Raw genomic sequence first — 25,746 nt, forward strand, 5'->3', positions numbered from 1 at the left:
CTCCCACACTGGTTCTCGAGCGCTCATAGATCCGGCGTTCGCCGCAGGCTTCAGCCTTCCACCAACTGCCGCACCGCCACGATCTCCGGCAGGTCGTTGCGTGCCATGTACACCCGCAAAGGTTCGGTGAGGTTGATCCGGTCATCGATGTTCTGGTCCAGCAACAACTGGATCCGCTCGCGCTTGAGGGCCATGGTGCCGTCCGTCACGGGGGCCCAGACAAATTCGCTGGTGGGGATGATGCCGTCGTCGGCCACGTCCATGCCGAAGGAGTCTTCGCTGAACCGTACGATGTATTGGCCGGTTTTGCGGTTCAGGCCGACAAAACCCTTGAGCTGGTCGGCGGCCTGGCAGATGAATGTCGAAGTGGTGCGCATGGTAAACCTCATGGATGCGTCCCGCAGGACGGCTGATCGATGGTTTACACGCAGGGCAAGCGAATGCTGGATTCAGGTTTCCCTCTGCCGGGGAAACTGGTGCGGCCAAGGGTACTGCAAAGCAGCCTTAAAAAGCGTGGGAAAAATCTGCTTTGCACAGGTTTATGTCGGTATGGCGATAGCGCCGACAGCGCTCAGTTGTTAAAAGATAGGTTTTTGCACAAACCTACGAAAGGATCTCGACCATGCCCGTTACCCTCACCCGCAGCGCCTTGATGCTGAGCCTGTTGCTCGGCTTCGGTCAGACACAGGCCTCCGAGAACCCGAGCCCCAAGGCCCTGGCGGCCCTTCAGGGCATTCCTCACCCGGCGGTGATCGCCCACCGCGGCGCCTCGTTCGATGCACCGGAATCCACCGCCGCGGCCTACAAACTGGCCCGAGACCTGGGCGCCGATTACCTGGAACTGGACCTGCAACGCAGCAAGGACGGGGTGTTGTTCGTTCTGCACGACAATAGCCTGCTGCGCACCACGGATGTCGCGGTCAAGTTTCCCGAGCGCAAGGACAGCAGCGCCAACGAATTCACCATGGCGGAACTTAAAACCCTCGATGCCGGCAGCTGGTTCAACACCGCCTACCCGGACCGCGCTCGCCCTTCGTTCGCGGGCCTGAAAATTCTGACCCTCGATGAGGTCATCAACATTGCCGAAGGCAACCCGCAGCATAAACCGGGGCTGTACATCGAAACCAAGGAGCCGAAGCTGTTCCCCGGCATAGAGCGCGATCTGAAGGATAAATTGCAGGACCGCGGTTGGCTGAGCCCGGCCGGGTCCAAGCTGGCCAAGCGCGCCACGGGGGTCGGCCAGGGCAAGGGTAAAGTAGTCTTGCAGACCTTCGAAAAAAGCAGCCTCGAACTGCTGCACAAAGAGATGCCGAAAGTGCCGAAGGTGCTGCTGTTGTGGGTGGGTGAAGGCAACATTGAGCCCAAGTCCAAGGTGACTTTTGCCGAGTCCGGCGAAACGGACAAAGCGGCCTACTACGCCAAACAAGAACCCAAGGACAAGGCTGAATTCGAACAATGGGTTCAGTACGCCAAGGCCCAGGGTGCCATCGGTACCGGACCGTCCGCCGCGCTGACCCATGGCGGCAGCCAGAGTTATTCCGACCTGGTGCAGCCCTGGATGAACCAGTACACCCATGACCAGGGTTTGCTGGTGCACGTCTACACAGTGGATGAAGCTGTGGACTTCAAAAAAGTGATGGACGCCGGCGTGGACGGTATCTTCACCAACCGCGCCAGTGAACTGCTCAAGTACTTCAAGCGTCCCGAGACGGGCAGCGTGGTGCAGTTGTTGGAGAAGAACGGTTACTGAACCCAGGCAAGGCTGTAAGAAAACCTGTGGGCGCAAAGCATGACGCCCACACCGTTTCCAGCTTGTTCGGAAAGCTTTTCAAATTAAGGGTGAATTAAGTTGCCAGCGTTAATCTGAACCCACTTAAACGACGCACCCAAGGAAAGACTTTATGAAAACTTTAACTGCCTTGTTCACCGCCGCTGCCCTGACCCTCACCGCTGGCCTGGCCCAAGCTGATGTTCGAGTCGACCAGATTCCTGAGTTGGTCAAGAGCGGAAAAATCAAGCCGCTGGAAGAGATGAACCAAGCAGCCCTGAAGTTACACCCGGGCGCCACCATCACCGACACCGACCTGGATAACCACTTCAACGGCTATGAATACGAAGTTGAATTGAAAATGGCCGATGGCACAGAGTGGGATGTAGATTTCGACGCCACCACTGGCAAAGTCTTGAGCGATAAGCAAGACCGTTAATTGATCAGCAAAAAAGAGCCGCGCAACTTTAGGGATGCGCGGCTTTTGTTTATCGACAACTACCGCTAACTATCGTCAGGCACTCAACCGCGCCGTCACTTCATTCAACTGCCCCGACAAACCATGCAGATCCCGACTGGCTGCTTCGGTACGCTGCACATTGTCCAGGTTGGTGCTGGCAATGCCGGTGATTTCGGTGAGATTACGCGAAATGTCTTCGGCCACGGACGTCTGCTCCTCCGCAGCCGTGGCGATCTGGCGGTTCATGTCGCGAATCGCTTCGACGGCCTGAGTAATGCGTTCGAGCATTTCACCGGCTTGGGTGACCTGCTCCACGCTTTCCTCGCTGCGTGACTGCCCGCTTTCGATGGCCTGGGCCGCGTCCACCGCACCGGTTTGTACGGTCTGGATGATCTGGTTGATCTCGATGATAGACGAGGCCGTGCGCTGGGCCAGGCTGCGCACTTCATCGGCGACCACCGCGAAACCGCGTCCTGCCTCACCGGCCCGGGCCGCTTCGATGGCGGCGTTGAGGGCCAGCAGGTTGGTCTGCTCGGCGATCCCGCGGATCACCTCCAGCACCTTACCGATACGCCCACTGTCGGTTTCCAGCTGACGAATAACCGTGGCCGTGTTGGCGATTTCGCCACGCATCCGGGTGATGGTGTGGATAGTCCCTTGCATGACCTTCTCGCCCTGCTGCGCCGATTGATCGGCATCGTCGGCCGCTCGCGCCGCGTCGGCGGCATGGCGGGCGACTTCCTGGGCCGTGGCGGACATTTCGTTCATCGCCGTCGCCACTTGATCAGTGCGCTCGAATTGCTCATTGGTGCCCTGGCTCATCAGGCCGGCGATGGCATTGAGCTCACCGCTGGCACTGTCCAATTCCGTGGCACTGCGTTGCAGCCTCGTGAAGGTTTCGGCGAGGAAATCGCGCAAGGTATTGGCGGCCAGGGCCAGGTCACCCAATTCGTCCTGACGGTTGCTGACCACCCGCTGGGCGAAACGTCCATGACTCAGTTGCGTGACGTATTCGATCAGGTTACGGATCGGCTGCACCAGGTTGCGATTGACCAGCCACAGGCTGAACAGCCCGATCAGCACGCCCGAAATCAGCATGACAGCCGTGCCCAGCATAATCGTACGATCGGCACCGACACTGATCAGCAGCGATTGCTCGCTGCCCAGTTTGCGCAGTTCCACCACCAGTTCGCTCATTTGTTCACTGGCCGCTCGGTCCACGCCCTTGACCGCCGCATCGCCCGCCGCTGCGTCGCCACCTGCGGCCAAAAATGCGTCACGCCCTTTTTGGTAGGCCGCGCCCAATTGACGGTGCTCGTCGCGCAAACGTTCGATGCGCGTCTTGATTTGTGCTGGAACACCTTCTTCGCGCCCGATCAACTCGCCAAGAATGCTCTGGACATCGCGCTGGCGATCTTCGAACTGCTTCCAGTATTTATCCAGATCTGCCGGTTGCTTGCCACGCAGCAGAACGTTCTTCCATTCCTGTACCTGCACCTTGAATTGCAGGTTGGCCTCGTCGATCAACTGCGAGGCACGCAACGGGCCATCAATCAAGTTGCGATAATTCTGGACCCCGTCGGAAAGGAAATGAAAGGACGCCAGAGCGATCAGCAGCATTGCCAGTAGACTGCCGATCAGCAGAGCGAGAATCTGAGCTCTCAGGGATTTTTGTAGAAACATGGAGTGAAATCTCTAGGAAATAAAGAACAGAAACGACGTCCCGACCTCCATGTCCGCAACACACAGTGTCGCACCCCAAATGCGGGGGGATATGTACACACCATCGGCTTGTGTGAGGCGTTCTTGAGCCTTCGCGACCATCGGTAACGGACGCTAGTGGTCAGTTGTCAGACCTCGCGTAACGCACAGCCAGAACTCAGAGATATATAAACCCGCCCATCAACCGGCGATGGTTATTCTGAAGCCCTCGCGACGGCGGTTAATGCCGGTTTGGCGGCGCTACACAGCTGTCACAAAACCTTCAAGAAAGCTTGCGATGATGCCACTCAAGTGAACCTGTAGTCGCCACAGGCACTTCCCGCCAGCGAGACTTCATGAACCACAGCATCGATCAAAGCCACCGCGATCCGGACCTGTTCGGCCTGCTTTACGGATTTCGCTTCCGCCCCGGTGAGCGCGGGCAGGAGATAGATTCGGCCCAGGCCTTGCTAAGCCTGCAACAACCCCAAGACGAAGATGAGTTTCTCTGGCTGCACCTGAACCTGGCCCATGCAGCGTGCGAGCGCTGGATGAAAAGTCATCTGGCCTTGCCTGAGGAATTTTTCGAAGCCTTGCATGAAGGCTCGCGCTCGACCCGCATCGAGCATGTGGACTCGGCGTTGCTCGCCGTGGTGAACGATGTCGTGTTCAACCTCAGCAACATAGTTTCTTCGGATGTATCCACATTGTGGGTGTGCGTTCACAGTCGATTGATTGTCAGCGCGCGGTTGCAACCGCTGCACTCGGTCGACAAGCTGCGCTCATCGGTCAAGGCCGGCGAGTACTTTCGCTCGCCGCTGGAATTACTCGTACATTTGCTGCGCGACCAGGGCGAAGTGCTGACCCAAATCGTGCGCAAGACCAGCCTCAGCGTCGACCAGATCGAAGATCAGTTGCTGTCCTCGCGACTGTCCACCAACCGCGCCGAGTTGGGCGCCAACCGCCGGGTACTGGTGCGCCTGCAACGCCTGTTGGCACTGGAGCCGGGGTCGTTGCTGCGCCTGCTCAACCGCCCGCCGCAATGGTTGCAGAAAGAAGACGTCAAGGAGCTGCGTAAATCGACCGAGGAGTTCGCCCTGATCATCAACGACCTCACCGCACTGGGCGAACGGATCAAGCTGTTGCAGGAAGAAATCGCCGCCAACCTCAACGAACAAAGCAACCGTACCTTGTTCACCCTGACGGTGGTCACGGTGTTGGCGTTGCCCATCAACATTATTGCCGGCTTCTTTGGCATGAACGTCGGCGGCGTGCCGCTTGCCAGTGATCCCGAGGGCTTCTGGATCCTGGTGGCGCTGGTGGCAACCTTCACTCTGATTGCCGGCCGATGGGCGTTTCGCAAGCGCGGCGATTACTGAGCTTGACCTGTCCAGACAACCCCTTTTGTCGGCACAGCAGGATTTAAAAGTCTTTTTGTCATTTCTCCTGCTGTATCCTGCGCAGGCTTTGTAAAAGCGCGGATCTACCAGATCTATCAACAGACTTTGCGAGGAGCGCGATATGCACGAGATCCCTAATCTCCCCTTCCCAAGCCTGCACGACACTGAGCAGACGACCACGCTACAAGCCGGGGGGCAATCAAAAGCCCAGCAACCCGACCCCAAAGAAGCCACTGAACGCCGCCAGGCCGACAGCGAAGACTGATTCACCCGCACCACCAGACCGTGTGGAAAGCGCTAAGATGCGCTTTCCACACTGCCTGAATCCTGAGCCCGTACCATGACCGATGACACCCCCACATTCAGCGAAGCCCAGGCCAGCATACTGATCGGCACCGCCGAGAAAATGGTCGAGATCTGGACGCGCCTTCCCCTCGAAAAACAAGCCGCCCTACTGGCTCGTTTCGGCACCGAAGAAAACGCCCTCGCGGCATTGGTCACCACGCATCTGGTCGCCGGGCAAAACGGCAACTGAATAGCCATTCGGCAAATTATTCTACTTTTCCACGCTCAACCATCGCGGTCGCCGTTAACATAAGCAGCCTATCTATCTGCTGCTCCGTGGACCCTCTACCCATGCCAGATTCCCAGCGCCCCTTGGCGGTCACGCTGCAAGTCGTTTCCATCGTCCTGTTTACTTTCATTGGCTATCTGAATATCGGCATTCCCCTGGCCGTACTGCCTGGGTACGTCCATGGCGACCTGGGTTTCGGCGCGGTCATCGCCGGGCTGGTGATCAGCGTCCAGTACTTGGCCACCCTCCTCAGCCGTCCTTACGCGAGCCGGATCATCGATAACCTGGGCAGCAAGCGCGCGGTCATGTTTGGCCTGGCCGGCTGCGGGCTCAGCGGTGTGTTCATGCTGGTGTCTGCCTGGACGCCGAGCCTGCCGACCCTCAGTCTGATTAGCCTGTTGATCGGTCGCCTGGTGTTGGGCAGCGCGGAAAGCCTCGTGGGCTCGGGCTCCATCGGTTGGGGCATTGGTCGGGTCGGCGCGGCGAACACCGCCAAGGTGATTTCCTGGAACGGTATCGCCAGTTACGGCGCGCTGGCGATTGGCGCGCCGTTGGGAGTGTGGCTGGTCAATGCCCTGGGGCTGTGGAGCATGGGCGTCAGCATTATCTTGCTGGCGTCGTTGGGGCTGGCACTGGCCTGGCCGAAAACCGCCGCGCCCATCGTCGTTGGCGAACGCCTGCCGTTCATGCACGTGCTGGGGCGCGTCCTGCCACACGGTTGTGGCCTGGCCCTGGGCTCCATCGGTTTCGGCACGATCGCCACGTTCATCACCCTGTATTACGCCACGCAGCATTGGGACAATGCGGTGCTGTGCCTGAGTCTGTTCGGCGCCAGCTTCATCGGGGCGCGCCTGCTGTTCGGCAACCTGATCAACCGTCTGGGCGGTTTCCGGGTGGCGATTGCCTGCCTGTCGGTGGAAACCCTGGGCCTGTTGCTGCTATGGCTGGCACCGGATGCTCATTGGGCCTTGGCGGGCGCGGCGTTGAGCGGTTTCGGCTTTTCGCTGGTGTTCCCGGCGCTGGGCGTGGAAGCGGTCAATCTGGTGCCGGCCTCCAGCCGTGGGGCGGCGGTGGGCGCTTATTCGCTGTTTATTGATTTGTCCCTGGGCATCACCGGGCCACTGGCCGGGGCGATTGCTGCTGGCTTCGGCTTCGCCTCGATCTTTTTGTTCGCCGCACTGGCAGCCCTGGGCGGATTAACGCTGAGCCTCTACCTGTACCGGCAAGCGCCGAGGTATCGCCAGGAGCGGGAGAAAAACTAGAAGTCCACCTTGCCGCGTCCGGCCTTGATCGAGCCGCGCTTGGTTTTGGATTCCAGGCGACGCTTTTTCGAGCCCAGGGTCGGCTTGGTCGGGCGACGCTTCTTTTCAACTTTGGTGGCGCTGAGGATCAGCTCGGTCAGGCGCTCCAGCGCATCGGCCCGGTTCTGTTCCTGCGTACGGTATTGCTGGGCCTTGATGATCAGCACACCGTCGCTGGTGATGCGACTGTCACGCAAAGCCAGCAGCCGTTCCTTGTAGAACTCGGGCAAGGACGAGGCTGGGATATCGAAGCGCAAGTGCATGGCGCTGGACACCTTGTTGACGTTCTGCCCCCCGGCGCCCTGGGCGCGGATGGCCGTCAGCTCGATCTCGGCGTCCGGGATGTGCACAGTGTTGGAAATCGCCAGCATGGGGAAGAGGTCCGGTGTCAGGACACCAAGGATACCGCGATTTCCCAGGACAGCGACCAACCCTTGTGGGAGCGAGCCTGCTCGCGATTTCGGTGTGACAGGCGAAACATATGTCGGATGTGCTGGCGCCATCGCGAGCAGGCTCGCTCCCACAGGGATTAGCATGAATCTGAAACAACAAACCCGGCACTTGGCCGGGTTTGTTGTATTTCAAGGATGTTTACTTGGCAGCCGTCACGGCCATTTCATGCCGGGCACTGCGCTTGTTCTTGATCACGTAGCACACCCACATGAACACCACCCACACCGGAATCGCGTAGACCGAGACCTGGATGCCAGGAATCAGCAACATCACGCCCAAGATAAACACTACGAACGCCAGGCAGATGTAGTTGCCATACGGATACCACAGCGCCTTGAACAGCGGCGTCTGGCGGGTCTGGTTCATGTGCTGGCGGAACTTGAAGTGCGAGTAGCTGATCATCGCCCAGTTGATCACCAGGGTCGCGACCACCAGCGACATCAGCAGCTCCAGCGCATGTTGTGGAATCAGGTAGTTCAGCAACACCGCCACCAACGTCACGGCAGCCGAAGCAAAGATCGAACGCACCGGCACGCCGCGTTTGTCGATCTTCGCCAGGGCCTTGGGTGCATCGCCCTGCTCGGCCATGCCCAGCAGCATGCGGCTGTTGCAGTAAGTACCACTGTTGTACACCGACAGCGCGGCGGTCAACACCACGAAGTTGAGGATGTGCGCCGCGGTGTTGCTGCCCAGCATCGAGAACACCTGCACGAACGGGCTGCCGCTGTAGGCATCGCCGGACGCATTGAGGGTGGTCAGCAGGCTGTCCCAAGGGGTCAGGGACAACAGCACCACGAGGGCACCGATGTAGAAAATCAGGATTCGGTAAATCACCTGGTTGATGGCCTTGGGAATCACGGTTTTCGGTTTGTCAGCCTCTGCGGCGGTGAAGCCGAGCATCTCCAGCCCACCGAAGGAGAACATGATGATTGCCATGGCCATCACCAACCCGCTCACGCCGTTGGGGAAGAATCCACCGTGGGCCCACAGGTTGGTCACCGAAGCCTGCGGGCCGCCGTGACCGCTGACCAGCAGGTAGCTGCCCAGGGCAATCATGCCGACAATCGCCACGACTTTGATGATCGCGAACCAGAATTCAGCCTCGCCGAAAACTTTGACGTTGGCCAGGTTAATGACATTGATCAATATGAAAAATACCGCCGCCGAGACCCAGGTCGGGATATCCGGTGCCCAGTAGTGGATGTACTTGCCGACCGCTGTCAGCTCGGACATGCCCACCAGGATGTAGAGAATCCAGCAGTTCCAGCCCGACAGGAACCCGGCGAAACCGCCCCAGTACTTGTGGGCAAAGTGACTGAAGGAACCGGCCACCGGCTCTTCGACGATCATTTCGCCCAACTGGCGCATGATCATGAAGGCGATGAAGCCGCAAATGGCGTAGCCGAGGATCATCGACGGGCCGGCTGACTTCAACACCCCTGCCGAGCCAAGGAACAGGCCGGTGCCAATCGCGCCGCCCAGGGCGATCAGTTGAATGTGTCGATTTTTCAGGCCGCGCTTCAGCTCGCCTGAATGCGAGTTTTGTCCACTCATGAAAAAGGTCTCACGCAAGGTTTGATGATGTTCGTTAGACGTTGCCGCTCGAATCGGATCTCAAGCAGCGCCGATCAAACCCCAGCGCAGGCACCAGGAATTCAGCGTTTTTTACAACGGTCATGCGTCACCTGTTTGTTTTTATCTGTGACGAAATCGAACCCGACACGCTTGTGGCATGGCGGAGTGAACAAGGCGGGTAACCTTGAAAGTGCGTGGGGACGCGGAGGGTCACAGTAAAACGCGGCGCATTGTACACCGTCGCCCCCCTACTGCCAGACACCACCGGATCAGCGTGCCGTTTGCCGGGATTGCATGTGTACGCCCCGAACGTCTCGGGCGCCTGCAAAAAGGTGTTCCGACCCTTGCGAGCCAATGAGGGGGGCGACGTGAAAAACGCCACGACGGGAGAAATGGAGTTGAGCTACGGCGTTCATTGCGCCTCCTTCTTGTTATGCACCTGCACGACAGGCATGAAGCACATCTGACCCTTCCCGCAGGTTTGAAACAAGCGGGCCAGAGCCATGGAAAACCCGTAGGGACGGGCCCGGCGGAAGCTTTTTCTTACAACCTCTGAAAACCTCGTTTCAAGCCGCCTCGACAGGCCTAAATCGTCAGCATTTCTTTACGATCCGTAACGCAGACTTTCCATATAGGAGTTTTCTGTAGGTTGACTGCAAATTGACGGTAGGTAGCTCCCTATTAAAAAAAACTGCCAGACGGCTGTTTTTGAATAACTAATTTATTCGTTAAAAACAGAATAAAAAGTTCAAACAAAAAAAATGAAATTATTTTTTGCATTCCAAAAAACCCTGGACTAGGTTTCAGCGACTTGCCAAGGCATCGTGCCTGCAAGTTCTGCGGTGCTGCTTCTGGTCGGTTTTCCCTCGCCGAATCACTCCGCAACTTTGGTAAAAGTTATCTAGGAGATTCACTATGCAAGCACTGGACAAAGACTTGGAAACCGAACTGCAACTGGACGAATGGTTTGAAGCACCTACCCATGAAGCCGCCGTTGAAATGATGCAAGCCGACGCCGTCGTTCCGTTCGGCACGGCGATGTGGCCTCTGTAGACATTGCCCGGTGGAGACGATCCGGCCGGTCGGCTCCGCCACTTTTGCGGGTTTTCCAGGGAAGCTCATACCACTTCAGGGAAGAATAAGCATGGACACACAACGCGCCATCTCACATTTCCTTTACTACCTCGAACACCATCCTGCGCTGGCCGGCATCCAGTGTGCCAAGGTGTTGCTCGGCCATACTGCCGATTACGAAGCACTGACCGGCGCCATTGCCGAACAGGCTGGCAGCGGCTCGCCCTGGCGGTTCAGCGCCATGCGCCTGGACCTTGAAACCCCGCAGCGATTGTCCCAGGCCATTGCCGACAACGATCTCTATATTTTTTTCTACGACTCGTCCACCCTGCCCAACCCGCGTCCCGACGGCCCGGATTTTGTCCGCGCGCTGCAAGGTGTAATGGCAGACAGCTGGAAGAAATCGCTGCTGTTCAAAGACTACGGCGATTATTTTTACGACACCTTCAGCGTTATTCCACAGCGCATCGCGGGGCTCAACAGCCACCTGATCCGGCGCATGTCCCAGGCAACGACGTTGAGTTTCCAGGACGGCCACGGCTCGTATTTCGATACCGACCTCAGCAGCGTCAAGAAGTGGACCGACATCAACGGCGTCGGCAACTACGACCTGGCTCCCGGCGAAATCGCCACCCACAGCGATACCATCAATGGCCGGGTGAAATTCGTCGGCACGTTCCTGAGTACCATCCCGTTCGCTCGCAAATATGGGGTGCTGCAATCGCCGTTGGAGTTGTGGATAGAAGACTCCACCATCCAGAAAATCGCCACCGATGTGCCGGGCCTGGAGCACGACTTCAACAAGTACCTGGACGCCAACCCGTCCAACCGACGCATCGAGGAACTGGGGATCGGCACCAACGAAGGGGTCAAGAGCCTTTACGCCCGAAATGCCGGTTTCGAGGAGCGCCATTGCGGCCTGCACCTGGGCCTCGGTGGCGGGGCCAAGGGCAGCCATCATCTGGACCTGATTTTCGAGAGCGGTGTGCTGGCGCTGGATAATGAGCCGATGTTTGATGGGCGGTTTGTGTTTTAGGCTGGAATTGGCTGTGGGTCTACTGGCGCCATCGCGAGCAGGCTCGCTCCCACAGGTGACGGCGTCGAACACAAATTTTCCATTCACTGAAGACCCAATGTGGGAGCGAGCCTGCTCGCGATAGCGGACTCACCGACACCACATCAATAAAGCCAGGCAAAAAAAAAACGCCAACCCAAAGGTTGGCGTTTTTTATGGGCAGTTACCGATCACTCCGGCTTACGACGCCCAAACCCAGGACGCTGACCGGAACCGGCGGGTGCGCCACGGCGTTTACCCGATGGCGTGTCGCGGTCAACCAAGACAATGCCCGGGCGCTTCTTCGGAGCTGGCTTGGCCGGGCGCTTGGTGTCGGCAGGACGATCGGCTACTGGCGTACCGCGGCCCGCTGGAGCACCGCGACCTTCGCCGCGTTCAGTCCGACCGTTGGCCGGACGAGGCGTGCGTGGACCACGCTCGCCGTCCTGACGTGGGGCAGGCTTGCGGGCCGGGCGTTCGCCTTCGATCTGCGGCTCGCGGGAAGGACGCGGGCCGGTCGGCGCGCCCTCGGCAGCAGGACGCAGCGTACGTACACGCTCGGTCTTGCCCATTGGACGCGAGGATTTACGCTGCATCCGCTCCAGCTTGTCCTTGCTCTTGGCGGTCATCTGCGGCATCGCCACAGGCTTGAGGCCAACCTCGGCCGCCAGGATGTCGACTTCGTACTGGCTCATTTCGCGCCAGCGGCCCATCGGCAGGTCGGAATTGAGGAACACCGGGCCGAAACGCACGCGCTTCAGGCGGCTGACCACCAGCCCCTGGGACTCCCAAAGGCGACGCACTTCACGGTTACGGCCTTCCATCACCACGCAGTGGTACCAATGGTTGAAGCCTTCACCGCCCGGCGCCTGCTTGATGTCGGTGAAACGCGCCGGGCCGTCTTCCAGCACGACGCCGGCCTTCAGGCGCTCGATCATTTCGTCGTCGACTTCGCCACGCACACGTACCGCGTATTCGCGGTCCATCTCGTAGGAAGGGTGCATCAGGCGGTTGGCCAACTCACCGTCGGTGGTGAACATCAGCAAACCGGTGGTGTTGATGTCCAGGCGACCGATGTTGATCCAACGGCCTTCCTTGGGACGCGGCATTTTGTCGAACACGGTCGGACGGCCTTCCGGGTCGTCACGGGTGCAGATCTCGCCGTCGGGTTTGTTGTACATGATCACGCGGCGCACCGTTTCGGCGGCCTCTTCGCGCTTGATCACCTTGCCATCAATGGTGATGGCGTCGTGCATGTCGACACGCAGGCCCAAGGTGGCATCTTTGCCGTTGACCTTGATTCGGCCCTGGGTGATCCAGGCTTCCACGTCGCGGCGCGAGCCGACGCCGATACGGGCGAGGACTTTTTGCAGTTTCTCGCCTGCTGGGCCGATTTCCTGGCTGTCATTCTGGTCTTGGTCTTTCATTCTGGGCACCTCCCGGTGTGGTCGAGTCAGGCTTGGCCTGACGCTTTGAAAACGGGTCTTTGACGAAGGGATCGCCAAAGGGTCGCGAATCATACGCCCGTTGAGGCGTTTGCGCATCAGAGACTAGCTGATCAACGCACCCTCAGCGCTTTTTCCGCTGGCCGGTGGCACCTCGTTTGGTGGAACTCATGATGCACCGCACGACTTAATGTGGGAGCGAGCCTGCTCGCTCCCACAGGCGCCGGCGCGGTGTCAGCCGTAACTAGTCCTCGAACTGGCGCCGTTCGTTTTCGATCGCTTCGGCCAGGGCGCGGGCGTCGGCTTCTTCGTCACTCAGTTCGGGCTCGGGTTCGCGCGGCTCGAGGGCGGCGACGGCGACCAGCAGTTTTTCCCGGGCCTCGGCAACGCCGAGGAAGTCTTCTTCGGATTCGGGCTCAGGCTCGGCCGTAAGTTCATCTTCACTGTCGGGCTCCGGCAGTTCACCTGCCTCGCCTTCGGACCCCGGCCCCTCACGCAGAAGGTCGTCGAAATCCGTCTTGAGCCCCTCCTCCATGGTGTCCAGCTCCAGCAACAGCGAGTGGAAACTGGTCTCTTCCTTGGGCTCCTCGGGTTCGGCGCTGGCGTCGGCCAGCTCTTGCAAGCCTTGGGGCACCGGAGCGTCGTCGAACTCCAGCATCGGTTCGGGTTCCAGCTCTCGAAGTTCGGCCAGCGGCGGCAAGTCGTCCAGGTTCTTCAAGTTGAAGTGATCGAGGAAGGCCTTGGTGGTGGCGAACATCGCCGGTTTGCCTGGCACGTCGCGATAGCCGACGACACGGATCCACTCACGCTCCAGCAGCGTCTTGACGATATGGCTGTTGACCGCCACGCCCCGCACGTCCTCGATTTCGCCCCGAGTGATCGGCTGGCGATAGGCAATCAATGCCATGGTTTCGAGCATGGCGCGGGAATAGCGCTGAGGCCGTTCCTCCCACAGCCGCCCGACCCAAGGCGCGAACTTCTCGCGGATCTGCAAGCGATAACCGGAAGCCACTTCCTTGAGCTCGAAAGCCCGCCCCTCGCAGGATTTACCCAAGAGCGTCAGGGCTTTCTTGAACACGGCCGGCTCAGGCCGCTCGCCTTCTTCGAAGAGTTCGAACAGCCGCTCCATCGATTGCGGCTTTCCCGAGGCCAACAGGAAAGCTTCAAGCAAGGGCGCCAGCTCGCGGGGTTCAGTCAGATTCATTGATTTGCTCGTTATTCGGCTCGTGCCCGCACGTGAATCGCTGCGAACGGCTCATTCTGCACCAGCTCGACCAAGGATTCCTTGACCAATTCCAGGACCGCCATAAACGTCACCACCACCCCCAGCCGCCCTTCCTCGGCGGTGAACAGCTCGACGAATGGCACAAAGCCGCCGCCCTTGAGCCGCTCCAGCACATCGCTCATGCGCTCGCGGGTGGACAGCGCTTCGCGGCTGACCTGGTGACTTTCAAACATATCGCCCCGGCGCAGGACCTCGGCCATGGACATCAGCAACTCCTCCAGGCTCACATCCGGCAGCAACTTGCGGGCCCGTGCCTCAGGCGCATCGAGCTTGGGCACCACCACATCGCGGCCAACCCGGCTCAAGCCGTCGATCCCTTCTGCCGCAACCTTGAAACGCTCATATTCCTGCAAGCGGCGGATCAGTTCGGCGCGCGGGTCGTCCTCTTCCTCTTCAACCTCCGCCGAGCGCGGCAGCAGCATCCGCGACTTGATCTCCGCCAGCATGGCCGCCATCACCAGGTATTCGGCCGCCAGCTCCAGGCGCACCGACTGCATCAGTTCGACGTAGCCCATGTACTGGCGGGTGATTTCCGCCACGGGGATGTCGAGGATGTTGATGTTCTGTTTGCGGATCAGGTACAGCAGCAGGTCGAGCGGGCCTTCGAAGGCTTCGAGGAAAACTTCCAGTGCATCCGGCGGAATGTACAGGTCCAGAGGCATTTCCATGACCGCCTGGCCATAAACCATGGCAAACGGCAGCTCTTGTTGAGCGCCGGCCTGGCTGTCTGTGCTTTCCACAGCGGTTTGCACAGCAGACATTCAGGCCTCGACCATGAACGGGGCCGGATCGCCGCACCCAACGCGCACCACTTGTGGCTCGCCGTCGGCCAGATTGATCACCGTGGACGCCTTCATGCCGCCGAAGCCGCCGTCGATGATCAGGTCGACCTGATGCTCGAGCAATTGGCGCATCTCGTAAGGGTCGTTCAGCGGCTCGGTCTCGCCGGGCATGATCAGCGTCACACTCATCAGTGGTTCACCCAGCTCCGCCAACAGCGCCAGGGCAATGGGGTGGCTCGGCACCCGCAAGCCGATGGTGCGTTTTTTCGGGTGCAGCAACAGCCGCGGGACTTCCCGGGTGGCGTTGAGGATAAACGTGTACGGCCCCGGCAAATGGGCCTTGAGCAGCCGGAAAGTGCCGGTGTCGATCTTGGCGAACAGGCCCAGCTGCGACAGGTCGCTGCAGATCAGTGCGAAGTTGTGCTTGTCATCCAGCTGACGCAGGCGTCTTACTCGCTCCACGGCATTTTTGTCGCCGATCTGGCACCCAATGGCGTAGGACGAATCGGTGGGATAGACCACTACGCCACCGCCACGGATGATTTCCACCGCCTGTTTGATCAGGCGCGCTTGCGGGTTTTCCGGATGAATCTGGAAAAATTGACTCACGTGTTCTACCTGTTCAGACGGCGGCGGTAACGGGATCATGTTTGAATCTACACCAAAGTGGTGGCAGATCTTCCGGCAACGGGCGGTATTCGCCAATCTCGGACCAGCCTCCAGGGCCATGAAAATCACTGCCGGCGGTGACCAGCAACCCAAATTCGCGGGCCAGAATCGCCAGGCTGCCAACCTGCTCGGCCGGCTGATGACCATTGACCACCTCGATGGCATGGCCCCCGGCTTGAATATAGTCGGCGACCAGACGGCGACGCTTGCTGCGGGTGAAATCATAGTGCCACGGATGCGCCAGGCTGACCCAGGCCCCGGCAGCCCGCAGGGTTTCGACTGTCTCCTCCAGCGTCGGCCAGTGTTGCTTGACGTCCCCCAGCTTGCCCGCCCCCAGCCATTTGCGGAACGCTTCGGCGCGGTCCTTGACGAAACCTTCGCGCACCATCCAGTCGGCGAAGTGTGGCCGGGCCGGTGCGTTGCCGCTGTCGCCCAGTTCCTGCTGGATCTGCCGGGCGCCTTCCAACGCACCGGGCATGCCCTTGAGGGCAAGCTTGCGGCTGATCTCTTCGGAACGCAGCCAGCGCCCGTCATGCAATTGTGCAACGGCCTGGACCAGCGACGGCGCATTCACGTCAAAGCCGTAGCCCAGCACGTGGATGGTTGCCCCGCCCCAGGTGCAGGACAACTCGACCCCATTGACCAACTGCATGCCCAGCGCCGTGGCAGCGCTGCGGGCCTCGTCGAGGCCTTCGAGGGTGTCGTGATCGGTCAGGGCCAGGACTCGCACGCCGTGCTCGAACGCCCGCGCCACCAGAACCGCAGGCGCCAGGGCGCCATCGGAGGCCGTGCTATGGCAGTGCAAATCAACATTCACGAGAGTTTGTTACCTCAAATCAGCTGGCCCTATCGCGGCCAAGGATGTTTGTTATTATGCCGTCACATCCTGCTTCTGGCTGCCACTGTGAAACAATTCATCGATTTCATCCCGCTCCTGCTGTTTTTCATCGTCTACAAAATTGACCCACGGGCCGTCGACATTGCCGGTCACTCGCTGACCGTAGGCGGCATCTACAGCGCCACCGCGGTGCTGATCATCAGCTCCCTGGTGGTCTATGGCGCGCTGTTCGTGTCCCAACGCAAGCTGGAGAAAAGCCAGTGGCTGACCCTGATCGCCTGCCTGGTGTTCGGCAGCCTGACACTGGCCTTCCACAGCGAAACCTTCCTTAAATGGAAAGCCCCCGTGGTCAACTGGCTGTTCGCCCTGGCCTTCATCGGCAGCCACTTCGTTGGCGATCGCCTGCTGATCAAGCGCATCATGGGCCACGCCGTGAGCCTGCCGGACGCGGTCTGGACCCGGCTGAACATCGCCTGGATCGCTTTCTTCCTGTTCTGCGGTGCCGCCAACCTGTTCGTCGCGTTCACGTTCCAGAGCTACTGGGTCGACTTCAAGGTCTTCGGCAGCCTGGGCATGACGCTGTTGTTCCTGATTGGCCAGGGCATCTACCTGGCCCGTCATCTGCACGATGCCGACACCACTACGCCAAAAACCGAGGACTGACATGCTCTACGCAATCATTGCCACCGACGTCGCCAACTCCCTGGAAAAACGCCTGGCCGCCCGCCCCGAGCACCTTAAGCGCCTGCAACAGCTCAAGGCCGAAGGTCGCGTCGTGCTGGCCGGCCCGCACCCGGCAGTGGACAGCAATGACCCGGGCGCCGCGGGTTTCAGCGGCAGCCTGACCGTGGCCGAGTTCGAGTCCCTGGCCGCCGCCCAGGCCTGGGCCGAGGCCGATCCGTTCGTGGCGGCGGGCGTCTACGCCAATGTCGTGGTCAAACCGTTCAAGCAAGTCCTGCCGTAAACCCCGAGATGCGATGAGCCTTCGTGGCTCATCGCGCTCTGTTGCTCATTGTTCCCGCTCGCCTGCCGATAACCTGTCTAATCTCGATTGGAATTCAGGAGCTGCAATGCGCAAAGGTCCGTTGTGCCTGTTATTGGTCACGTTGGCGATCGGGGCACCCGCCCATGGCGAAGAGAGCACCGAGGGCAGTCATTCGACGCCCTTGTCCCTGAGCGCAGGCAGCCAGATCACCGAACTGCAACAACGCTTGAAAGACAGCGAGCGCCTGCGTGCGGAATTGAGCAAACAACTGCAAAACGCCGACAGCGAACGCGAGAGCGCCTTGCTGGCCCGGTTGCGCCAAGAGAACCAGCGCCTGAAGCTGCAACTCAAGGAAGCCCAGGCCAGTCCGCTGCCACGTCTGTTGACCGATCAGCAGCAATGGTTCGTCATTGGTGCTGGGGTAGCGCTATTGGCCCTGCTCTGCGGTATCTTTGCCAGCGGTGGCCGTAGACAACGTCGGCAATGGCTAAATTGAGTGAGTCATGAGCGAGCTGTTACTGATTGATGATGACCAGGAGCTGTGTGAGCTCCTCGGCAGTTGGCTGGGCCAGGAAGGTTTCCAGGTCCGGGCCTGCCACGACGGCCAGAGTGCCCGCAAGGCCCTTGCCGAATCCGCCCCGGCGGCGGTGGTGCTGGATGTAATGCTGCCCGACGGCAGTGGCCTGGAACTGCTCAAGCAACTGCGCAACGATCACCCGGAGCTGCCGGTGCTGATGCTCTCGGCCCGCGGCGAACCACTGGACCGCATCCTTGGGCTGGAACTGGGGGCCGACGATTACCTGGCCAAACCTTGCGATCCGCGGGAACTGACCGCCCGCCTGCGCGCCGTGCTACGCCGCAGCCACCCGGCCGCAGTGTCCAGCCAGATCGAATTGGGTGACCTGTGTTTCAGTCCGGTGCGGGGCGTGGTCAGTATCGATGAACAGGAGCAGACCCTCACCGTTTCCGAAAGCCGCTTGCTCGAAGCGCTGCTCAAGCAGCCGGGTGAGCCGTTGGACAAGCAGGAGCTGGCGCAAATTGCCCTGGGTCGCAAGCTGACCCTGTACGACCGCAGCCTGGACATGCACGTCAGCAACCTGCGCAAAAAGATCGGCCCCCACCCCGACGGCCGCCCACGCATCGTGGCCCTGCGCAGCCGTGGTTACTACTACAGCCTCTGAACAGGCCCCTTATTATCCCTTTGTGGCGGCTGGGCTGTGGGAGCAAAGCTTGCTCGCGATGCAGGCGCCTCGGTTCCCTCCAAGACCGTGTTGTCTTCATCGCGGGCAAGCCTTGCTCCCACACTCGTTTTGTCAGATCCGCACCAAATCGTCTTTACTTAAGCTTTACGCAGCGCTGACCGCCGCTGACCTTGATCTCCGTAATCTACACACATCCGGAACTGACCGGGAATGAGACAAGGAGATACCCCCATGCGTAAGACACTTATCGCCCTGATGTTCGCTGCTGCCCTGCCCACCGTCGCCATGGCCATGCCTGGAGATACCGGCCCGATGGGCGGTCCGATGGATGGCCCGCGTCACGGCGGCATGATGCGCGACAAAGGTCCGCTCAGCGAACTGGACCTGAGCCGCGAACAGCGCCAGCAGATCCGCAAGATCATGGGCGAACAGCGCCTCGAGAAACGGGAGCTGGTCGATAAATACCTGGCCAAGCTGTCGCCTGCCGACCAGAAGGCCATGAAAGACGAAATGCAAGCCCGGCATCAGAAGGTCGATGCCCAGATCCGCGGTTTGCTCAAGCCTGAACAGCAAAAAGAGTTCGACGCGATCCAGAAGAAAGAAGCCGAGCGTCGCGCCGAATGGGCCGAGTTCAAAGCCTGGAAAGCGCAACAGCCGCAAAAAGCGCAATAATACATTGATGCTCCCCCAGCCCAACGGCAGACCGCCGTTGGGCTTTCTTTGTTTTCGAGGATTTATCGTGCGTTCATTGTTCTGGCGCATCCTGGCCAGTTTCTGGCTGGCCATCGCTCTGGTTGCAGGGCTTTCGATTCTACTGGCCCACATGCTGAACCAGGACGCCTGGATCCTGAGCCGCCATCCGGGCCTTAACACCCTGCCCGAACAGTGGACGCAAGCCTACGAAACCCAAGGCGAAGACGCGGCCCAGAAAATCCTTGAACAGCGAAAACGTCAGTATCACATCGACGTTCAAGTGTTCAACGAGAGCGGCGACCCGGTGGTGCGCGGCACTTTCCCACGTCGCGCCGCAGCCTTCGAGGCTCGGCAGAACAACGACGAGCAGCGCCTGCCCTGGCGGCAACTGACCGACGAGTTCACCAGTACCAAAAATGGCGACACTTACCTGTTCATCTACCGCATTCCCCACCCCGAACTGAGCGCCTGGCACCGCGATAGCCTGATTTGGCCCCTCAGTGCGCTGGGCATCGCGCTGGTGGTACTGACCTTGTTCAGCCTGCTGGTGACCCTCTCCATTACCCGCCCACTGAGCCGTCTGCGCGGTGCAGTGCATGATTTGGGGCAAGCCACGTATCAGCAGAACAGCCTGGCCAAACTGGCCAATCGGCGGGACGAATTTGGCGTACTGGCCACCGACTTCAACCGCATGGGCGCGCGCCTGCAAAGCTTGATCGCCAGCCAGCGACAATTGCTGCGGGACGTGTCCCACGAACTGCGCTCACCCCTGGCCCGGCTGCGCATTGCCCTGGCGCTGGCGGAGCGGGCCAGCCCCCAGGAGCGTGAAAGGCTCTGGCCGCGCCTGACCCGCGAATGCGATCGCCTGGAAGCGCTGATCAGCGAAATCCTGGTATTGGCCCGGGTCGATGCCGACAATGCCAGCGCCGAAGACGTGGAACTCAACGGTTTGCTGATCACCCTGCAAAAAGATGCACAACTGGCTTCACCGGAGCAAAGCGTGCGACTGGAGACGGAGCCAAACCTGACCCTCAAGGGCTGGCCGACCATGATCGAGCGGGCGCTGGACAATCTGCTGCGCAACGCCCAGCGCTTCAATCCAGCTGGGCAACCGATCGAGATGCGGGCGGTGCGCCAGGGAGAACGGATCACGGTAAGCGTGCGCGACCACGGGCCGGGGGCGGAAGCCGAACACCTGGGTCAGTTGAGCGAGCCGTTCTTCCGCGCGCCCGGGCAGACCGCCGCCGGCCATGGCCTGGGCCTGGCAATCGCGCGCCGCGCTGCCGAACGCCACGGTGGCACGCTGGTGCTGGCCAACCATCCCGGCGGCGGGTTCATCGCGAGCCTGGAACTGCCGTTGGTGCCAGGGGCTGTGGTCCAGCCCTGAGGGACTTAGATGAACCTGTGGCGAGGGAGCTTGTTCCCTCGCCACAGTGAATCAAACAAGCCTAAGTAAGCGGCGTTGCCGAAGCCAACGGCAAGAGCGATCTCATCGAACCAAACGATAATTCCTCTTATTCAAACTGCCATGCCCTGTTAGACTTTGCGCCCTCGTTTCACTCGTCTTCCAGGATCCCCAATGCCGTCGTTGCCTCTTCGTTTATGCGCGCTGTTCATGGCCCTGGGCCTGAGTGCCTGCGATGATGCCCCACGCTTTACCCAGGCCGAACCCGGCGAAGCCCGGTCCGGCGGCAGTGCGACGGTACGCAAGACCGATCAGAACGCCTTCTCCCTGCCCTCGGCGAACCTGCCGCCCTCGCGGCGCGTGGACTTCAGCGTCGGCAACAGTTTCTTCCGCAGCCCCTGGGTGATCGCACCATCGACCACCACTGCCCGGGACGGCCTCGGGCCCTTGTTCAACACCAATGCCTGCCAGAACTGCCACATCAAGGACGGTCGCGGCCACCCGCCGGAACCGGACGCGACCAACGCGGTGTCGATGCTGGTGCGCCTGTCAATCCCCGATACGCCGGCCTATGCCAAGGTCATCGAACAACTGGGGGTAGTGCCGGAGCCGGTTTACGGCGGGCAATTGCAGGATATGTCCGTGCCCGGCGTCGCCCCCGAGGGCAAAGTGCGGGTCGATTACACGCCTGTCCCGGTGCGGTTCAAGGACGGCACCGTCGTGGAACTGCGCAAGCCGGCCCTGCAGATCACCCAGTTGAACTACGGCCCAATGCATCCCGACACACGTTTTTCGGCCCGCGTCGCACCGCCGATGATCGGCCTGGGACTGCTGGAGGCCATCCCTGACGAAGCCATACTGGCGAACGCCGAGGCCCAGGCGCGGGAGAAAAACGGCATAGCCGGCCGCCCCAATCAGGTCTGGGACGATGCGCAGCAGAAAACCGTGATGGGGCGTTTCGGCTGGAAAGCCGGACAGCCGAACCTCAACCAACAGAACGTTCACGCGTTCTCTGGCGACATGGGCCTCACCACGAGCCTGCGGCCCTTCGACGATTGCACCGAGGCTCAGGTCGATTGCAAGCGCGCGCCCAGCGGCAAAGGCCCGGACGGCGAGCCGGAAGTCAGCGACAACATCCTGCGGCTGGTGCTGTTCTACAGCCGCAACCTCGCCGTACCGGCCCGTCGCGAGGTGAACGCGCCCCAGGTGCTGGCCGGCAAGAATCTGTTTTTCCAGGCCGGGTGCCAGTCCTGCCACACACCGAAATACACCACGTCCGCCAACGCTGCCGAACCTGAGTTGGCGAACCAAGTCATCCGCCCTTACACCGACCTGCTGTTGCACGACATGGGCGAAGGCCTGACCGACAACCGTAGCGAATTCAAGGCCAGCGGTCGTGACTGGCGAACCCCACCGTTGTGGGGCATCGGCCTGACCGAAACCGTCAACGGCCACACCCAGTTTTTGCATGACGGTCGCGCCCGCAATCTGCTCGAAGCCGTGCTGTGGCATGGCGGCGAAGCGCAAGCGGCGCAGCGACAGGTTTTATCGTTCAATGCCGAGCAGCGCGCTGCGTTGCTGGCGTTCCTGAATTCCCTTTAAACGCATTTTCCAGAATCGGGAGCCCGACATGTTCCGTCCCAAGCTGTTGTTCACCAGCCTCGCCGCCCTCGCCCTCGGCGCCTGCTCGCCTCAGGACCCGCAAGCGGTCACCTCGGCAGCCATCGCCAAGCAAGTGATCCTGCCGACCTACAGCCGCTGGGTCGATGCCGACCGGCAACTGGCGACCAGCGCCCTGGCGTTCTGCCAGGGCAAGGAAAACCTGGAAACCGCCCGCGCGGATTTCCTCAAGGCGCAAAAAGCCTGGGCCGAGTTGCAACCGCTGCTGATCGGTCCTCTGGCCGAAGGCAACCGCGCCTGGCAGGTACAGTTCTGGCCGGACAAGAAAAACCTGGTGGGCCGTCAGGTCGAGCAGCTGGTCAACAGCCAGCCGCAGATCGACGCCGCCGGCCTGGCCAAGTCCAGCGTCGTGGTCCAGGGTCTCTCGGCCTATGAGTACCTGCTGTTCGACGCCAAGATCGACATGGCCGACAGTGCGCAAAAAGCCAAGTACTGCCCGCTGCTGAGCGCCATCGGCGAACGTCAGAAACAACTGGCCGAAGAGATCCTGTCGCGCTGGAACACCAACGACGGCATGCTCGCCCAGATGAGCAAGTTTCCCAACCAGCGTTACGCCGACTCCCACGAAGCGATCGCCGATCTGCTGCGTGTCCAGGTCACTGCCCTGGACACCTTGAAGAAAAAACTCGGCACGCCGATGGGCCGCCAGAGCAAGGGCGTGCCACAACCTTTCCAGGCCGATGCCTGGCGTAGCCAGTCGTCGCTACAAGGCCTGGAGGCCAGCCTGAGCGCGGCCAGGACCGTCTGGGCAGGTGTCGACAACAAGGGTTTGCGCGGCCTGTTGCCGAGCGACCAGAAACCCTTGGCCGACAAGATCGATGCGGCTTACGACGCTTCGCTGAAACTGTTCGCCAGCAGCCAACGCTCGCTGACCGAGATGCTCAACGACGACGCCGGGCGCCAGCAACTCAACGATTTGTACGACAGCCTCAACGTCGTCCATCGCCTGCACGAAGGCGAACTGGCCAAGGCTTTGGGCGTTCAACTGGGCTTCAATGCCAACGACGGTGACTGATATGTTTCGACGTCAGGCTCTGGCACTAGGCAGCTTGCTGCTCGGCGCCGTTACCCTGGGCGGCTGGACGCTGTTCAAGCAAAAGGACAAGAGTCCGCTACTGCTTTCGGCACGGGACGATGGCGACGGCAGGCACTACGCCGTTGGCTATCGACTGGACGGCACCCGGGTGTTCGCGACCCAGGTCGGCCAGCGTTGCCATGACATTATCAATCATCCGGCACTGCCGATTGCGTTGTTCGTCGCTCGTCGCCCAGGCACCGAAAGCTACCTGATCGACCTGCGCGACGGTGCGCTGCTGCAAACCATCACCTCGTTGCCCAACCGGCATTTCTACGGCCACGCGGTGATCCATAACAGCGGCGAATGGCTCTATGCCACCGAGAACGACACCACCGATCCGGGACGCGGCCTGCTGGGTGTTTATCGTTTCGAAGGCGAGCGGCTGGTGCACAGTAGCGAAATCTCCACCCACGGTATCGGTCCCCACCAAGTGTCGTGGATGCCCGACGGCGAGACCTTGGTGGTCGCCAACGGCGGCATTCGCACCGAGGCCGAGAGCCGGGTCGAGATGAACCTCAACGCCATGGAGCCGAGCCTGGTGCTGATGCAACGCGATGGCACACTGCTGAGCAAGGAAACCCTCGCCCAGTCGATGAACAGCGTGCGCCACCTGGGCATTGTCAGCGACGGCACCATCGTTTCCGGCCAGCAGTTCATGGGCGATGCCCACGAATCGTCAGAGCTGTTGGCGATCAAGCGTCCGGGCCAGCCGTTCAAGGCGTTCCCGGTACCCGAGCAGCAACTGCAGGCCATGGGGCACTACACAGCCAGTGTCGCCGTGCACAGTGACCTACGTTTGGTGGCCTTGACCGCCCCCCGTGGCAATCGCTTTTTCATCTGGGACCTGGACAGCGGCGAAGTACGCCTGGATGCACCTCTGCCCGACTGTGCCGGGGTGGGTGCGGTGGCCGACGGTTTCGTCGTGACGTCGGGTCAGGGGCGTTGCCGCTATTACGATTGTCGGCAGACACAACTGGTCGCAAAAGCCCTGGATCTGCCAGCAGGGCTCTGGGACAACCATCTGCATTTGGTCTGACAAGCGAGCGGCGAGCCCTAAGAAAAGTCCTTACACATTACCGACAAACAACATTTGGAATCGTCGGCGCACACGGAGTAATGTGCCCGCCTGTCTTTTCTCTCGGCCTATTTTCCAAGGAAGTGGAACATGCTGCGACGCCGCATGCTGATCATGTTGGGTGTTGTCCTGTTGGTGGTGCTGTTACTGGCCGGCTACAAGGCCTTCACCGTTTACCAGCAGATCCAGATGTTTTCTGCACCCAAACCACCGGTCAGCGTCGCTGTGGCCACAGCCGCCGAGCAGCCCTGGCAGTCCCGCCTGCCGACCGTCGGCAGCCTCAAGGCCCTGCAGGGCGTCGACCTGAGCCTGGAAATTGCCGGGACAGTGCAGAAGGTGCAGTTCCAGTCCGGGCAGAAGGTCAAGGCCGGCCAGCCGCTCCTGCAACTGGACAGTGACGTCGAAAGCGCCCAACTGGAAACCGCCCAGGCCGACTTTGGCCTGTCACAACTGGATTTCGGTCGCGGCCGACAACTGATAGGCAGCCAGGCGATCTCCAAAGGCGAGTACGACCGGCTCTCGGCGGAGATGAAAAAGAACCAGGCCACGGTCAATCAGCTCAAGGCTTCGCTGGCCAAGAAGCAGATCGTCGCGCCGTTCAGCGGCACCATCGGCATTCGCCAGGTGGATGTCGGCGACTACCTGGCCAGCGGCACGGTGATCGCCACCCTGCAAGACCTCAGCAGCCTTTATGTGGACTTCTACGTCCCCGAGCAAACGGTGCCCAAGCTCGCCGTGGCCCAGTCGGTCAACGTCAGCGTCTCGGCCTATCCCGGGCAGCATTTCGTCGGCACCATCAGCGCGATCAACCCCAAGGTCGAGGACAGCACTCGCAACGTGCTGGTACGCGCCACCCTGGCCAATCCCGACGGCAAACTGTTGCCCGGCATGTTCGCCAACCTGCAGGTAATCCTGCCGGACGTGGCTACCGCAGTCGTCGTGCCGGAAAGCGCCGTGACCTACACCCTCTACGGCAACTCCATGTACGTGGTCACGCAGAAAAAAGCCGCCGACGGCAGCGTCGAGAAAGACGACAAGGGCCAGCCGACCCTGATCGCCGAGCGACGCTTCGTCGAAACCGGTGAGCGCCGTGACGGGAAAGTGCTGGTTTCCAAGGGCGTGCAGAGCGGCGAACAGGTCGTGATCGCTGGCCAGATCAAACTCGATAACGGTACCCCCATCGCGATCAGCGACGACAAGACCCTGACCGAACAGAACAGCCCGCCGCGCGCGGACTGATCAAGGAATC

Annotated in this window: 27 protein-coding genes and 1 pseudogene; 18 read left to right on the forward strand and 10 right to left on the reverse strand. The window is 60.6% G+C overall.

Going from position 1 to position 25,746, the window contains the following annotated elements:
- Positions 1–50 precede the first annotated feature (50 nt).
- Entirely contained in the window at positions 51–377 is a 327-nt protein-coding gene (locus tag ACA047_RS22810) for a DUF2025 family protein (protein WP_497353182.1), read from the reverse strand.
- Between the two features lie 245 nt (positions 378–622).
- On the opposite strand from ACA047_RS22810, the gene ACA047_RS22815 reads away from it, so the two are divergent.
- Both ACA047_RS22815 and ACA047_RS22820 read left to right on the forward strand, forming a co-directional pair.
- The gene (locus tag ACA047_RS22815; RefSeq protein ID WP_497353184.1) at positions 623–1,750 is read left to right on the forward strand and encodes a glycerophosphodiester phosphodiesterase; all 1,128 of its coding nucleotides are present in this window, start codon (positions 623–625) and stop codon (positions 1,748–1,750) included.
- A gap of 151 nt (positions 1,751–1,901) precedes the next feature.
- Complete coding sequence (locus ACA047_RS22820) at positions 1,902–2,207, forward strand: PepSY domain-containing protein (protein ID WP_497353186.1); 306 nt, start codon at positions 1,902–1,904, stop codon at positions 2,205–2,207.
- Between the two features lie 75 nt (positions 2,208–2,282).
- Here ACA047_RS22820 and ACA047_RS22825 read toward each other — a convergent pair whose 3' ends face one another.
- Entirely contained in the window at positions 2,283–3,050 is a 768-nt protein-coding gene (locus ACA047_RS22825; protein ID WP_497360502.1) for a methyl-accepting chemotaxis protein, read from the reverse strand.
- 165 nt (positions 3,051–3,215) lie between these two features.
- A pseudogene (locus tag ACA047_RS22830) lies at positions 3,216–3,911 on the reverse strand (methyl-accepting chemotaxis protein); the annotation flags it as partial.
- Between the two features lie 374 nt (positions 3,912–4,285).
- Between ACA047_RS22830 and ACA047_RS22835 the strand changes: the two are divergent.
- The 4 genes from ACA047_RS22835 (at position 4,286) to ACA047_RS22850 (ending at position 7,165) form a co-directional block, all read left to right on the forward strand.
- Complete coding sequence (locus ACA047_RS22835) at positions 4,286–5,308, forward strand: transporter (RefSeq protein ID WP_497353188.1); 1,023 nt, start codon at positions 4,286–4,288, stop codon at positions 5,306–5,308.
- 142 nt (positions 5,309–5,450) lie between these two features.
- Positions 5,451–5,594, forward strand: a complete 144-nt coding sequence (locus ACA047_RS22840; RefSeq protein ID WP_497353190.1) for a hypothetical protein — start codon at positions 5,451–5,453, stop codon at positions 5,592–5,594.
- A 75-nt stretch (positions 5,595–5,669) separates the two neighbouring features.
- Complete coding sequence (locus ACA047_RS22845; RefSeq protein WP_497353192.1) at positions 5,670–5,864, forward strand: hypothetical protein; 195 nt, start codon at positions 5,670–5,672, stop codon at positions 5,862–5,864.
- A 101-nt stretch (positions 5,865–5,965) separates the two neighbouring features.
- The gene (locus tag ACA047_RS22850) at positions 5,966–7,165 is read left to right on the forward strand and encodes an MFS transporter (RefSeq protein WP_497353194.1); all 1,200 of its coding nucleotides are present in this window, start codon (positions 5,966–5,968) and stop codon (positions 7,163–7,165) included.
- On the opposite strand, the gene arfB is transcribed toward ACA047_RS22850, so the two are convergent.
- Positions 7,162–7,575: an alternative ribosome rescue aminoacyl-tRNA hydrolase ArfB gene (gene arfB / locus ACA047_RS22855; RefSeq protein ID WP_497353196.1), complete on the reverse strand. Its 414-nt coding sequence runs from the start codon at positions 7,573–7,575 to the stop codon at positions 7,162–7,164. The genes ACA047_RS22850 and arfB overlap by 4 nt on opposite strands.
- A 220-nt stretch (positions 7,576–7,795) precedes the next feature.
- Positions 7,796–9,211, reverse strand: a complete 1,416-nt coding sequence (locus ACA047_RS22860) for an amino acid permease (protein ID WP_497353198.1) — start codon at positions 9,209–9,211, stop codon at positions 7,796–7,798.
- 936 nt (positions 9,212–10,147) lie between these two features.
- Between ACA047_RS22860 and ACA047_RS22865 the strand changes: the two genes are divergently transcribed.
- Positions 10,148–10,285, forward strand: a complete 138-nt coding sequence (locus tag ACA047_RS22865; RefSeq protein ID WP_003178782.1) for a hypothetical protein — start codon at positions 10,148–10,150, stop codon at positions 10,283–10,285.
- A 91-nt stretch (positions 10,286–10,376) separates the two neighbouring features.
- Positions 10,377–11,342, forward strand: coding sequence for a M29 family metallopeptidase (locus tag ACA047_RS22870; RefSeq protein WP_497353201.1), 966 nt, complete (start codon positions 10,377–10,379; stop codon positions 11,340–11,342).
- Between the two features lie 209 nt (positions 11,343–11,551).
- Here the strand turns inward: ACA047_RS22870 and rluB are convergent, their stop codons facing one another.
- The 5 genes from rluB to ACA047_RS22895 all read right to left on the reverse strand — a co-directional run bounded on the left by rluB (position 11,552) and on the right by ACA047_RS22895 (position 16,358).
- Entirely contained in the window at positions 11,552–12,787 is a 1,236-nt protein-coding gene (rluB, locus tag ACA047_RS22875; RefSeq protein WP_210640244.1) for a 23S rRNA pseudouridine(2605) synthase RluB, read from the reverse strand.
- Between the two features lie 262 nt (positions 12,788–13,049).
- Positions 13,050–14,009, reverse strand: coding sequence for an SMC-Scp complex subunit ScpB (gene scpB / locus ACA047_RS22880; protein WP_497353203.1), 960 nt, complete (start codon positions 14,007–14,009; stop codon positions 13,050–13,052).
- A gap of 11 nt (positions 14,010–14,020) precedes the next feature.
- Positions 14,021–14,851: a segregation and condensation protein A gene (locus ACA047_RS22885; protein WP_497353205.1), complete on the reverse strand. Its 831-nt coding sequence runs from the start codon at positions 14,849–14,851 to the stop codon at positions 14,021–14,023.
- Entirely contained in the window at positions 14,852–15,481 is a 630-nt protein-coding gene (locus ACA047_RS22890) for an L-threonylcarbamoyladenylate synthase (protein WP_497353207.1), read from the reverse strand.
- A 13-nt stretch (positions 15,482–15,494) separates the two neighbouring features.
- Complete coding sequence (locus tag ACA047_RS22895; protein WP_497353209.1) at positions 15,495–16,358, reverse strand: PHP domain-containing protein; 864 nt, start codon at positions 16,356–16,358, stop codon at positions 15,495–15,497.
- An 87-nt stretch (positions 16,359–16,445) separates the two neighbouring features.
- Here ACA047_RS22895 and ACA047_RS22900 point away from each other — a divergent pair, with 87 nt between their 5' ends.
- The 10 genes from ACA047_RS22900 (at position 16,446) to ACA047_RS22945 (ending at position 25,736) form a co-directional block, all read left to right on the forward strand.
- Positions 16,446–17,042: a septation protein A gene (locus tag ACA047_RS22900; RefSeq protein ID WP_497353211.1), complete on the forward strand. Its 597-nt coding sequence runs from the start codon at positions 16,446–16,448 to the stop codon at positions 17,040–17,042.
- A 1-nt stretch (position 17,043) separates the two neighbouring features.
- On the forward strand, positions 17,044–17,343 hold the full coding sequence (locus ACA047_RS22905) for a YciI family protein (protein WP_497353213.1): 300 nt from the start codon (positions 17,044–17,046) through the stop codon (positions 17,341–17,343).
- A gap of 106 nt (positions 17,344–17,449) precedes the next feature.
- Entirely contained in the window at positions 17,450–17,860 is a 411-nt protein-coding gene (locus tag ACA047_RS22910; protein WP_497353215.1) for an SH3 domain-containing protein, read from the forward strand.
- A gap of 7 nt (positions 17,861–17,867) precedes the next feature.
- Positions 17,868–18,545: a response regulator transcription factor gene (locus tag ACA047_RS22915; RefSeq protein WP_497353217.1), complete on the forward strand. Its 678-nt coding sequence runs from the start codon at positions 17,868–17,870 to the stop codon at positions 18,543–18,545.
- A gap of 252 nt (positions 18,546–18,797) precedes the next feature.
- Positions 18,798–19,238 carry a Spy/CpxP family protein refolding chaperone gene (locus tag ACA047_RS22920; protein WP_497353219.1) on the forward strand — a complete coding sequence of 147 codons (441 nt, stop codon included), beginning with the start codon at positions 18,798–18,800 and terminating at the stop codon, positions 19,236–19,238.
- 67 nt (positions 19,239–19,305) lie between these two features.
- Positions 19,306–20,646 carry a sensor histidine kinase gene (locus ACA047_RS22925; protein WP_497353221.1) on the forward strand — a complete coding sequence of 447 codons (1,341 nt, stop codon included), beginning with the start codon at positions 19,306–19,308 and terminating at the stop codon, positions 20,644–20,646.
- Between the two features lie 192 nt (positions 20,647–20,838).
- On the forward strand, positions 20,839–22,266 hold the full coding sequence (locus ACA047_RS22930; RefSeq protein ID WP_497353223.1) for a di-heme oxidoreductase family protein: 1,428 nt from the start codon (positions 20,839–20,841) through the stop codon (positions 22,264–22,266).
- A gap of 28 nt (positions 22,267–22,294) precedes the next feature.
- On the forward strand, positions 22,295–23,359 hold the full coding sequence (locus ACA047_RS22935; protein WP_497353225.1) for an imelysin family protein: 1,065 nt from the start codon (positions 22,295–22,297) through the stop codon (positions 23,357–23,359).
- A 1-nt stretch (position 23,360) separates the two neighbouring features.
- Entirely contained in the window at positions 23,361–24,458 is a 1,098-nt protein-coding gene (locus ACA047_RS22940) for a DUF1513 domain-containing protein (RefSeq protein ID WP_497353227.1), read from the forward strand.
- A gap of 129 nt (positions 24,459–24,587) precedes the next feature.
- Positions 24,588–25,736, forward strand: coding sequence for an efflux RND transporter periplasmic adaptor subunit (locus ACA047_RS22945; RefSeq protein WP_497353229.1), 1,149 nt, complete (start codon positions 24,588–24,590; stop codon positions 25,734–25,736).
- Positions 25,737–25,746: the final 10 nt, after the last annotated feature.

The sequence above is a fragment of the Pseudomonas sp. LBUM1664 genome, from assembly GCF_059695895.1.

What these genes read in the sequence shown, in the direction of transcription:
- ACA047_RS22825 (WP_497360502.1), bottom strand. Translation starts at nt 3,050, where the DNA reads ATGAGCCAGGGCACCAATGAGCAATTCGAGCGCACTGATCAAGTGGCG.
- scpB (WP_497353203.1), bottom strand. Translation starts at nt 14,009, where the DNA reads ATGAATCTGACTGAACCCCGCGAGCTGGCGCCCTTGCTTGAAGCTTTC.
- ACA047_RS22905 (WP_497353213.1), top strand. Translation starts at nt 17,044, where the DNA reads ATGCTCTACGCAATCATTGCCACCGACGTCGCCAACTCCCTGGAAAAA.
- ACA047_RS22870 (WP_497353201.1), top strand. Translation starts at nt 10,377, where the DNA reads ATGGACACACAACGCGCCATCTCACATTTCCTTTACTACCTCGAACAC.
- ACA047_RS22945 (WP_497353229.1), top strand. Translation starts at nt 24,588, where the DNA reads ATGCTGCGACGCCGCATGCTGATCATGTTGGGTGTTGTCCTGTTGGTG.
- ACA047_RS22850 (WP_497353194.1), top strand. Translation starts at nt 5,966, where the DNA reads ATGCCAGATTCCCAGCGCCCCTTGGCGGTCACGCTGCAAGTCGTTTCC.
- ACA047_RS22840 (WP_497353190.1), top strand. Translation starts at nt 5,451, where the DNA reads ATGCACGAGATCCCTAATCTCCCCTTCCCAAGCCTGCACGACACTGAG.
- ACA047_RS22810 (WP_497353182.1), bottom strand. Translation starts at nt 377, where the DNA reads ATGCGCACCACTTCGACATTCATCTGCCAGGCCGCCGACCAGCTCAAG.
- ACA047_RS22860 (WP_497353198.1), bottom strand. Translation starts at nt 9,211, where the DNA reads ATGAGTGGACAAAACTCGCATTCAGGCGAGCTGAAGCGCGGCCTGAAA.
- ACA047_RS22930 (WP_497353223.1), top strand. Translation starts at nt 20,839, where the DNA reads ATGCCGTCGTTGCCTCTTCGTTTATGCGCGCTGTTCATGGCCCTGGGC.
- ACA047_RS22865 (WP_003178782.1), top strand. Translation starts at nt 10,148, where the DNA reads ATGCAAGCACTGGACAAAGACTTGGAAACCGAACTGCAACTGGACGAA.
- ACA047_RS22820 (WP_497353186.1), top strand. Translation starts at nt 1,902, where the DNA reads ATGAAAACTTTAACTGCCTTGTTCACCGCCGCTGCCCTGACCCTCACC.
- ACA047_RS22885 (WP_497353205.1), bottom strand. Translation starts at nt 14,851, where the DNA reads ATGTCTGCTGTGCAAACCGCTGTGGAAAGCACAGACAGCCAGGCCGGC.
- ACA047_RS22915 (WP_497353217.1), top strand. Translation starts at nt 17,868, where the DNA reads ATGAGCGAGCTGTTACTGATTGATGATGACCAGGAGCTGTGTGAGCTC.
- arfB (WP_497353196.1), bottom strand. Translation starts at nt 7,575, where the DNA reads ATGCTGGCGATTTCCAACACTGTGCACATCCCGGACGCCGAGATCGAG.
- ACA047_RS22940 (WP_497353227.1), top strand. Translation starts at nt 23,361, where the DNA reads ATGTTTCGACGTCAGGCTCTGGCACTAGGCAGCTTGCTGCTCGGCGCC.
- ACA047_RS22815 (WP_497353184.1), top strand. Translation starts at nt 623, where the DNA reads ATGCCCGTTACCCTCACCCGCAGCGCCTTGATGCTGAGCCTGTTGCTC.
- ACA047_RS22920 (WP_497353219.1), top strand. Translation starts at nt 18,798, where the DNA reads ATGCGTAAGACACTTATCGCCCTGATGTTCGCTGCTGCCCTGCCCACC.
- ACA047_RS22835 (WP_497353188.1), top strand. Translation starts at nt 4,286, where the DNA reads ATGAACCACAGCATCGATCAAAGCCACCGCGATCCGGACCTGTTCGGC.
- ACA047_RS22935 (WP_497353225.1), top strand. Translation starts at nt 22,295, where the DNA reads ATGTTCCGTCCCAAGCTGTTGTTCACCAGCCTCGCCGCCCTCGCCCTC.
- ACA047_RS22845 (WP_497353192.1), top strand. Translation starts at nt 5,670, where the DNA reads ATGACCGATGACACCCCCACATTCAGCGAAGCCCAGGCCAGCATACTG.
- ACA047_RS22910 (WP_497353215.1), top strand. Translation starts at nt 17,450, where the DNA reads ATGCGCAAAGGTCCGTTGTGCCTGTTATTGGTCACGTTGGCGATCGGG.
- rluB (WP_210640244.1), bottom strand. Translation starts at nt 12,787, where the DNA reads ATGAAAGACCAAGACCAGAATGACAGCCAGGAAATCGGCCCAGCAGGC.